General features: G+C 71.3%; 8 protein-coding genes and 1 pseudogene. 2 read left to right on the top strand and 7 right to left on the bottom strand.

What is annotated here, in order from left to right; translation table 11 throughout:
- The 7 genes from rnc to recG all read right to left on the bottom strand — a co-directional run.
- The coding region (rnc, locus tag GTW40_RS25770) for a ribonuclease III (RefSeq protein ID WP_343245788.1) at positions 1-764 on the bottom strand (764 nt) is incomplete at its 3' end.
- Positions 765-771: 7 nt separating this feature from the next.
- Positions 772-945, bottom strand: a complete 174-nt coding sequence (gene rpmF, locus GTW40_RS25765) for a 50S ribosomal protein L32 (protein ID WP_003951102.1) — start codon at positions 943-945, stop codon at positions 772-774.
- A 2-nt stretch (positions 946-947) separates the two neighbouring features.
- Positions 948-1,592, bottom strand: coding sequence for a DUF177 domain-containing protein (locus GTW40_RS25760; RefSeq protein WP_161182555.1), 645 nt, complete (start codon positions 1,590-1,592; stop codon positions 948-950).
- A 143-nt stretch (positions 1,593-1,735) separates the two neighbouring features.
- Positions 1,736-2,884 (bottom strand): cell division initiation protein, encoded by a 1,149-nt coding sequence (locus GTW40_RS25755; protein WP_161182554.1) that lies wholly within the window; start codon positions 2,882-2,884, stop codon positions 1,736-1,738.
- Between the two features lie 152 nt (positions 2,885-3,036).
- Positions 3,037-3,516, bottom strand: coding sequence for a pantetheine-phosphate adenylyltransferase (coaD, locus tag GTW40_RS25750; RefSeq protein ID WP_343245789.1), 480 nt, complete (start codon positions 3,514-3,516; stop codon positions 3,037-3,039).
- 26 nt (positions 3,517-3,542) lie between these two features.
- Positions 3,543-4,130, bottom strand: a complete 588-nt coding sequence (gene rsmD / locus GTW40_RS25745) for a 16S rRNA (guanine(966)-N(2))-methyltransferase RsmD (protein ID WP_161182552.1) — start codon at positions 4,128-4,130, stop codon at positions 3,543-3,545.
- Positions 4,131-4,261: 131 nt separating this feature from the next.
- On the bottom strand, positions 4,262-6,460 hold the full coding sequence (gene recG, locus GTW40_RS25740; protein WP_161182551.1) for an ATP-dependent DNA helicase RecG: 2,199 nt from the start codon (positions 6,458-6,460) through the stop codon (positions 4,262-4,264).
- A gap of 249 nt (positions 6,461-6,709) precedes the next feature.
- Here recG and GTW40_RS25735 point away from each other — a divergent pair, with 249 nt between their 5' ends.
- Positions 6,710-8,539 carry an HSP90 family protein gene (locus GTW40_RS25735; RefSeq protein ID WP_161182557.1) on the top strand — a complete coding sequence of 610 codons (1,830 nt, stop codon included), beginning with the start codon at positions 6,710-6,712 and terminating at the stop codon, positions 8,537-8,539.
- A 38-nt stretch (positions 8,540-8,577) separates the two neighbouring features.
- A pseudogene (locus GTW40_RS25730) lies at positions 8,578-9,673 on the top strand (tetratricopeptide repeat protein); the annotation flags it as partial.

Here is a 9,673-nt window from a genome sequence, read left to right as displayed (position 1 = left end):
GCCTTGATGGCGCGCCAGGCGGACTCGGCGGCCTGCTGCTCCGCCTCCTTCTTGCTGCGGCCGGTGCCGGTGCCGTACGAGACGCCCCCGACGCGGGCAGCAGCAGTGAAGGTCTTCTCGTGGTCGGGGCCGGTCTCCGTGACCAGGTACTCGGGCACGCCGAGTCCTTCGGTCGCGGTCAGCTCCTGGAGACTGGTCTTCCAGTCCAGGCCGGCGCCGAGGTTCGAGGACTTCTCGATGAGCGGGTCGAACAGGCGATGCACCAGTTCGGAGGCCGCGTCGAGGCCCTGATCGAGATAGACCGCGCCGATCACCGCTTCAAGGGTGTCGGCGAGAATGGATGCCTTGTCCCGGCCGCCCGTTCCCTCTTCACCACGGCCGAGCCGGATGAAGGAGCCCAGGTCGAGCCCGCGGCCCACCTCCGCAAGCGCACGCGAGTTGACCACCGCGGCCCGCAGCTTGGCCAGCTGGCCTTCAGGCAGGTCGGGGTGGATGCGGTACAGCGTGTCGGTGACGACGAGGCCGAGCACGGAGTCCCCGAGGAACTCCAGCCGCTCGTTCGTCGGCAGACCGCCGTTCTCGTAGGCGTAGGAGCGGTGGGTCAGCGCACGCACCAGAAGGGCGGACTCGACGTGGTAGCCGAGCCGCCCTTCCAGAAGCGTGTGGGACGAGGCCTTGTTGTCCGCCGAGCCGTTCCCGCGTCGGCGGGAAGTACCTGCTTCGGCGTCTTCCACCTTCTTGGCAGTGGACACAGTGCCTCTCACCAGCCGCTCAGACCTCGAGGACCTGGCGCTTGTTGTAGGTGCCGCAAGACGGGCACGCGATGTGCTGCTGCTTGGGCTCGTGGCAGCGCTCGCACGCAACCAGGGTGGGGACCGCAGCCTTCCACTGCGACCGGCGGTGGCGCGTGTTGCTGCGCGACATCTTCCGCTTCGGAACAGCCACGGCTACTTCTCCTGCTTCTCGTCGACGCCCGCTTCGGCGCCGCTCATCTCGTCCTTCTCGCCGTCTTCGAGTGAACCGGCGAGTCCCTGCAAAGCCGCCCAACGGATGTCGACGGCGTCATGGTGGTGGTCCGGGTCGTCCGTGAGCCGCGCTCCGCACTCGGAGCACAGGCCCGCACAGTCGTCCTGGCACACCGGCTGCATCGGCAGTGCGAGCACCACCGCATCCCGCAGCACGGGTTCGAGGTCGATCAGACCGTCCTCGATGTAGAGCCTGTCCTCGTCGTCCTCGGCGTCGTCGCCCGGTTCCGCGATCACGCGGCCCCGGTCGTCGGCGTCAGGGTACGAGAACATCTCCTGGAAGTCCGCTTCGAGCTCCAGCCCGACCGGCTCCAGACACCTTACGCACTCCCCCTTGGCCGATGCACGGGCGGTGCCTGTGACAAGCACCCCTTCCATGACCGACTCCAGGCGGAGGTCGAGCTCCAACGGCGTGCCTTCCGGCACTCCGATGACACCCTCGATACCGAGGTCCCGGGGGGCGTCGACCTCACGGGTCAGGCGCTGCATCGCACCAGGACGCCGGCCCAGCTCGTGCGTGTCGATCACGAGGGGGTTGCGGTGGTCGAGGCGTGCGTTGGAGGCCATGGCCGCTTTCGGTCTTCGAGCTCGGAGGACGCCGCCCGCAGGTGTTCCGGGCAGCGGTGATCGCGGACATACACGCGACCGAAGAGCCAGGATACTGGACCTTTCGCTCAGGGCCCAATCCGGTCCCTTCTCCCCGCCCCCGCCTACATTCCCCGGCCCTGCTCGTACGCCCGCAGCTGCTCGGCGCTGATCATGCTGGTGTCGAACAGACTGGCCTCTTCGAGCGCGTAGTCCTGCGACTGGCCCTGGTGCTGCTGGGCCTGTCCCTGGTTCGGGTCGTACGCCGCCTGCTGCGCGTCGTAGCCGTGGAAGGCGCCGTCGGTCTGCGGGGCGTAGCCGTTCGGCGCGTACGGGTCCTGCTGGTAGCCGTACGCCTCCTGCGGGGCGTAGCCGGGCTGCTGCGGGTAGCCGGGGTAGGCGTCGGGCTGCTGCTGGTAGCCGTACGCCTCCTGCGGCTCGTACGCCGGTTCCCGGGCGGCCGGGTCGTACGCCGGGTCCGCGGCGGGCCGGTCGTACGCCGGTTCCGGGGTGAGCGGGGCCGTCTGCGCGCGCTGCACCGGGGTGGCGGGGGCGTCGGCGAGGGCCGCGAGGTCGGCGAGGTAGTCGGCGTCGCTGGAGTGCTGGAAGGTCGTGGTGTCGTCGGCGAGGGCGCCGAGGTCGTCCGTGGCGATCCGGCCGTGCAGCTTCTGGCGGCCCCGGTGGACGGCGTCCAGGGTCTTGGCGAGGACGGCCTCGAAGGCGCCGAGCTTGGCGTCGACGTAGGAGTCGGCGGTGTGGCGCAGGGTCTCGGGGTCCTGGCTGCGCTCGGGGGCGTCCTCGTCCTCGTAGCCGTTCTCGTCCAGGCCGGGGCCGGTGCCGAGCAGCTTCTCGCGGCCGCGGCCGACCGAGCCGAGGGTCTTGGTGAGGACGACCTCGAAGTTCGCGAGCTTGGAGTCCACGTAGTCGTCGGCGTCCGCGCGGACCTGCTCGGCCTCGGTGCGGGCCTCGTTCAGGATGCGGTCGGCCTCGGCCTGCGACTGGCGGGCGACCTCGGTGCCCGCGATCAGCGAACCGCGCTCGGCGTGCGCGCCCTCGATGATCCGGTCGGCCTCCAGGCGGGCCTGCTCGACCATCTGCTCACGGTCCCCGATCAGCTCCTGCGCCTGCGCGAGGGAGCCGGGCAGCGCCTGGCGGACCTCTTCGAGCAGCGCGAGCAGCTCGGCGCGGTTGACCACGCAGGAGGCCGACATCGGCATGGACCGGGCGTTGGAGACCGAGGAGACGATCTCGTCGAGCTTGTTCTGGATGTCCACCTGTGCTCGCCACTCTCTACAGCTGTGTTGGAGACGGACGGCACGACTGTACGGCCCTGGGGCGGCCGTCCGACACGGGGTGACGTCTTGTCACCTTCCGGTGGGGCGCGGGCGCGTGCCGACGGGGCGCGGACGCGGGCGCGCCGGGACGGTCAGTCCCGCTTCAGGCGGTCGCGGAGCGCGCCGAGCACGGCCGGGGGCACCAGGTGGGAGACGTCGCCGCCCCACGCCGCGACCTCCTTCACCAGGGAGGAGGAGAGGAAGCTGTAGGTGGGGTTGGTGGGCACGAACAGCGTTTCGACGCCGGTGAGGCCGTTGTTCATCTGGGCCATCTGGAGTTCGTAGTCGAAGTCGCTGACGGCGCGAAGTCCCTTGACGATGGCGGGGATGTCGCGCTCTTTGCAGAAGTCCACGAGGAGGCCGTGGTGGGCCTCGACCCGTACGTTGGCGTATTCGGCGGTGACTTCGCGGATCAGGGCCATCCGCTCGTCGATGTCGAACAGGCCCTGCTTGGACTTGTTGACCATCACCGCGACGTAGACCTCGTCGTAGAGGCGGGACGCGCGGGCGATGATGTCGAGATGTCCGTTGGTGATCGGGTCGAACGACCCGGGACAGACGGCGCGGCGCACTTGAGATCCCTCGCTCTCCGGTCCGGTCATCGTGCGTCTTCGCACGTAGAGGCGGCGCGACCGTACCAAAACGTTCCCTCGCCGTAGCGACGGGACCGGATCGCCTCGAAGCCGTCCGGCCACCCGAATGCGCCGCCTCTGGTGCTGCGCTCCACGGTGACCAGCGCTTCCTCGGTCAGCCAGCCCCCGGAGCGGAGTGTGAGGAGGATCTCTCGGAGATCGTCGTCGGAGACGGCGTACGGGGGGTCCAGGAAGACCAGGTCGTACGGTTCGGCGGGGGGCGCGGTGCGGATGACTTGCTCCGCTTTGCCCGTTCTGACCTCGGCGCCGGGGAGGCCGATGTTCTTGACGTTCTCCCGGACGGTTTTCGCGGCTCGGGCGTCCGCTTCTACCAGGAGGGTGTGGCTCGCGCCTCGGGAGAGGGCCTCCAGGCCGACGGCTCCCGAGCCCGCGTAGAGGTCCAGGACCCGGGTGCCGTCCAGAGGGGTGGCGAGGAGGGACTGCCAGGTGGAGAAGAGGGCTTCGCGTGCGCGGTCCGAGGTGGGGCGGGTTCCTGTGCCGGGCGGCACCGAGAGGCGCCGTCCGCCTGCTGTGCCGGCGATCACGCGGGTCATGTGAGCGGTCCTTCTTTTGTGGGGTTCTTCTTTATTTTCGCAGGTGGTGGGGGGTGGGGGTGGTTCGTTGGCGGGTGCGGGTCCGTAGTGGTTGCTCGCGCAGTTCCCCGCGCCCCTTAGGGAAATACACTTCAGCCCTTTTCCAGGTACTGCTCTCTCTCCTCGTCCAGCAAGGCGTCCAGGGCCGTGCGGAGGGCTGGGTAGTCCTTGAGGTCTGGGTCGGCGGCCACCACTGCCGTGGCTTCCTTTCTCGCCTCCGCGATGATCTCCTCGTCCTCGATGACCTCCAGGACGCGCAGGCTGGTGCGGGCGCCTGACTGGGCCTGGCCCAGGACGTCGCCCTCGCGGCGTTCCTCCAGATCGAGGCGGGAGAGTTCGAAGCCGTCGAGGGTGGAGGCCACGGCGGCGAGGCGGCGGCGGGCCGGGCTGGCCTCGGGCATCTCCGAGACCAGGAGGCAGAGGCCGGGGGCGGAGCCTCGGCCCACGCGGCCGCGGAGCTGGTGGAGCTGGGAGACGCCGAAGCGGTCGGCGTCCATGATGACCATCGCGGTGGCGTTGGGGACGTTGACGCCGACCTCGATGACCGTGGTGGCGACCAGGACGTCCGTGTCCCCTGCCGCGAAGCGGCGCATCACCGCGTCCTTGTCGTCGGGGTGCATCCTGCCGTGCAGGACCTCGACGCGAAGGCCCTGGAGGGGGCCCTTGGCGAGGTGGTCGGCGACGTCGAGGACGGCGAGCGGGGGGCGCTTGTCGCCCTCGGTGGCCTTCTTCTCGGCGGCGGTGTCCTGTTCGTCGCCGATGCGGGGGCAGACGACGTACGCCTGATGCCCGCCCTCGACCTCCTCGCGGACGCGTTCCCAGGCGCGGGCGAGGAAGTGGGGCTTGTCGGCGGCCGGGACGACATGGGTGGCGATCGGGGAGCGGCCGGCCGGGAGCTGGTCCAGGACGGAGGTCTCCAGGTCGCCGAAGACGGTCATCGCGACGGTGCGCGGGATGGGGGTGGCCGTCATGACGAGGAGATGCGGGGGCTGCTTGCCCTTGCCGCGCAGGGCGTCGCGCTGTTCGACGCCGAACCGGTGCTGCTCGTCCACGACCACCAGGCCGAGGTCGTGGAACTGCACCACGTCCTCGATCAGCGCGTGCGTGCCGATGACGACGCCCGCCTCCCCGGTGACGATGTCGAGCAGCGCCTTGCGGCGGGCGGCGGCCCCCATCGACCCGGTGAGCAGCACCACCTTGGTGGCGTGCTCGGTCCCACCGAGCATCCCGCCCTCGGCCAGTTCCCCCATCATCTCGGTGATCGACCGGTGGTGCTGCTGAGCGAGCACCTCGGTGGGCGCGAGCATGGCCGCCTGCCCGCCCGCGTCGACGGTGGCGAGCATGGCGCGCAGGGCGACCAAGGTCTTGCCCGATCCGACCTCTCCCTGGAGCAGCCGGTGCATCGGGTGGGCCGTCGCCAGGTCCGTGAAGATCTCGGCGGAGACGCGTTGCTGGCCTTCGGTGAGAGTGAAGGGGAGGCGGTCGTCGAAGGCGGTGAGGAGGCCGTCGGGCTTGGGTTCGCGGGGGACGGCGGGGAGTTGGGTGTCGGCGTGGCGGCGGCGGGCCAGGGCGACCTGGAGGACGAATGCCTCGTCCCACTTCAGGCGGGCACGGGCGTCGGCGACGTCGGCCTGGGTGGCGGGGCGGTGGATCTTGAGGAGGGCCTCGGGGAGGGTGACGAGGCCGCGCCCCTCGCGCAGGGCAGGGGGGAGGGGGTCGAGGGCTTCGGCCGCGCTGGGGAGGACCGTCTGGACGGCCTTGCCGATCTTCCAGGACTCCAGTTTGGCGGTGGCCGGGTAGAGGGGGATCAGGGAGCCCGCCCAGTTCTCCGCCGCGTCCTCGCTGTCGTCGTCCTTGTCCAGCAGTTCGTAGGCCGGGTGGGCGAGTTGGAGGCGGCGGTTGAAGACGGAGACCTTGCCGGAGAACATCGCGCGGGTGCCGGGGAGCAGTTCCTTGTGCGGCTTGTGCACGCCGTTGCCGAAGAAGACCAGTTGGAGGCGGCCCATGCCGTCCGTGATGGTGACTTCGAGGCGCTGGCCCTTGCCGCGCGGGGCGCGGGCGGAGGCGAAGGTGTGCAGCCGGGCGTCGGCGACCTGGGCGACCACCGTGACGTGTTCGTCCATGGGGAGGTCGGCGAGGTGGGTGAGCTGGCCGCGCTCCTCGTATCTGCGCGGGTAGTGGTGCAGCAGATCGCCGACGGAGTGCAGGCCGAGGTGCTCGGCCATCACCTTCGCGGTGGCGGGGCCGAGCACTTTCTTCAGTGGTTCTCGCAGTGCGGGCACGTGCTCCATTGCACACCACGCCAGTGACAATGCCCCACCCGCCGCCCCGCCCCCCGTACCGGACCGCGAACGGCCCCCTGTCGCCCGGCCGCCGTATACGGCGGCCGGGCCGCTGGTCAGGGACATCGGCGAAGCCCCTGGTCAGGTCATCGGCTCGGGCCTAGGATGGCGCGCCCCAGCCATCCCCCCGCGGTCACCGCCCCACCCGGACCGCCCGACCCCGCGCCGGACACCGTTCCCCCCACCGGCGCCGTGACGATGGACTCCCAGACCTCACAGTCATCCCAGGCTTCCCAGTCGCCCCATACGTTCCAGGTCGACCTGCGTGGTCTGGTGGACCTGCTCTCCCATCACCTCTACTCCAGCCCCAAGGTCTATCTGCGCGAGCTGCTGCAGAACGCCGTGGACGCCGTGACCGCCCGCCGGGAGCGGGACCCCGGTGCCCCGGCGACCGTGCGGCTGTACGCCGACGGCGCGGGCGGCCTGCGGATCGAGGACAGCGGCATCGGGCTCACCGAGCCGGACGTGCACAGTCTGCTCGCGACGATCGGGCGCAGTTCCAAGCGGGCCGAGGGGCTCCAGGAGGCCCGGTCCGGGTTCCTCGGACAGTTCGGCATCGGGCTGCTGGCCTGTTTCGTGGTGGCCGAGCGGGTCCGCGTGGTCAGCCGCAGCGCGCTCGATCCGCAGGCGCCGCCGGTGGAGTGGACGGCGCGCGACGACGGGTCGTACACCGTGCGCACGCTGCCCGACTCGGCGCGGACCGAGCCGGGCACCACCGTGCACCTGGTGGCGCGGGCGGGCGCGGCCGAGTGGCTGTCGCCGGAGCGGGTGCGGGCGCTGGCCCGGGACTTCGGCTCGCTGCTGCCGTACGACGTCCGGGTCGAGGACGAGCAGGTCACCGACCTCCCGGCACCGTGGGACCGCGCCTGGCCGAGCCCGGCCGAGCGGCGGGCGGGGCTGGCCCGGCACTGCCACGAGCTGTTCGGCTTCACTCCGCTGGACTCGATCACGCTGGACGTGCCGCTGGCCGGGGTGCGCGGGGTGGCGTACGTGCTGCCCTCGGCGGTGAGTCCCGCGCAGCGGGCCACGCACCGGGTGCATCTGAAGGGGATGCTGCTGACCGAGCGGGCCGAACAGCTGCTGCCGGACTGGGCGTTCTTCGTGCGCTGTGTGCTGGACACGGACAGTCTGCGGCCGACGGCCTCGCGCGAGGCGCTGTACGAGGACGAGACGCTGGCGGCGGTGCGGGAGGCGCTGGGCGAGCGCGTCCGGGGCTGGCTGACCGGGCTCGCGGCGGGCGATCCGGAGCGGCTGAGCGCGTTTCTCGCGGTGCATCACCTGGGCGTGAAGTCGCTGGCGCGGCACGACGCCGAGATGCTGCGGATCATGCTGCCCTGGCTGCCGTTCGAGACGACGGACGGCCGGCTGTCGCTGGAGGAGTTCGCGCAGCGGCACCCGGTGGTGCACTTCACGCGGACGGTGGAGGAGTACCGGCAGGTCGCGGCGATCGCCTCCGCGCAGGGCATCGGTGTGATCAACGGCGGTTACACCTGCGACAGCGAGCTGGTGGAGGCGCTGCCGTCGGTGCGGCCCGGGACCGTGGTCGCGGAGCTGGACCCGGACACCGTGACCGCGCATCTGGACACGGTCGATCCGGCGGAGGAGCTGGCGCTGTCGGGGTTCCTGGCGGCGGCGCGGGCGAAGCTGGACCCGCTGGGCTGTGACGTGGTGCTGCGGGCGTTCCATCCGCTGTCGGTGCCCGCGCTGCATCTGGACGACCGGGCGGCGCGGCACGAGCAGGCGCGCGCGGAGGCGGAGGAGCGGGCGGACGAGCTGTGGGCGGGCATCCTGGGTTCGCTGCGCGGCAGCGCGCCGCGGGCCCGGCTGGTGCTGAACCATCTCAACCCGCTGATCCGGCGCATCGGTTCGCTGGGGGACGCGGAGCTGATCGGCACCGCCACGGAGTCGCTGTACGGGCAGGCGCTGCTGATGGCGCGGCGGCCGCTCAGGCCCGCCGACTCGGCGCTGCTGAACCGGGCGTTCATCGGCCTGCTGGAGTGGGCGACCCATGGGGAGGACGGCAAGTGACGGACGCGATCGGGGACTTCGACGCGCTGCGCCGGGCCATGGCGGAGAACGCCGAGCGCCCCGAGGGCCCGGCGCGCAACGCACGCGCGGAGGAACTGCTCATCGAGGCCGAGAAGTTGGGCATTCCGCTCGCGGTGATCGAGGCGCTGGGCCACCAGTTGAACGTCTACAACTACAGCTCCGAGAAGGACCGCATGTTCGTGCCCTTCGCGCGGCTGCTGCGGATGTGGGACGAACGCCCCGAGGACTTCGACGAGTACGAGGCGCACTCGCTGCACTGGGTGTTCAAGTGGATGTCGGCGGGGATGCTGGGTCAGCCGCACATCCCGTTGGCCTCGGTGGAGACGTGGCTGGGCGAGATGGAGGAGCGGTACCGGATCGCCGGGCACTCCGAACGTGCCGTGCGCAGCGCGGAGTTCAGTGTGGCCGCGCATGTCGGTGACAGGGCGCGGGCGGAGCGGGCGTATGCCGCGTGGCTGACGTCGGACCGGGACTCGATGGCGGACTGCCACGCCTGCGAGCTGCACGGGCAGGGGGTGTGGCAGTCCGAACTGGGCCGGGACGCGGAGGCGTTGGAGCTGTGGCGCCCGGTACTGGAAGGCGAGTTCAGCTGTGCGCACGAGCCGCACCAGGTGCTGGGATCCTCGCTGCTGCCGCTGGTGCGGCTCGGCCGCCTGGACGAGGCGCGCGCCCATCATCTGCGGGGTTTCCGGCTGGTGCGGCCGATGGAGAGCATGCGGGACGCCTACGCGGACCATGTGGAGTTCTGCGCGCTGACCGGCAACGAGGCGCGCGGTCTGGAGCTGCTCGCGCAGCGGCCCGCGTACTTCACCGACACCGGGCATCCGCGCAGCCTGCTGGACTTCCTGGCGGTGGTGACACTGCTGATGGACCGGCTGACCGGGCTCGGTCTCGGCGAGCGGCAGGTGCCGGGGCCCGCCGGGCGGACCTGGACCGCGCGGGAGCTGGCCGGGTGGGCTCGGGCCGAGGCGCTGGAGCTGGCCGGGCGCTTCGACGCCCGCAACGGCACCGCGCACGTGGGCGACCAGGCCCGTGCGCGCATGGCGCAGGAGCCGCTGGTGGACCGGCTGCCGCTGGGCGTGCGGACGGTACGGGCCGCTCCGGCGCCGGTGG

The sequence above is a fragment of the Streptomyces sp. SID4985 genome, assembly GCF_009863025.1.
GTDB lineage: Bacteria > Actinomycetota > Actinomycetes > Streptomycetales > Streptomycetaceae > Streptomyces.
The sequence above is the reverse complement of the archived record's forward strand: the minus strand, read 5'-3'. Positions and strand labels throughout refer to the sequence as shown.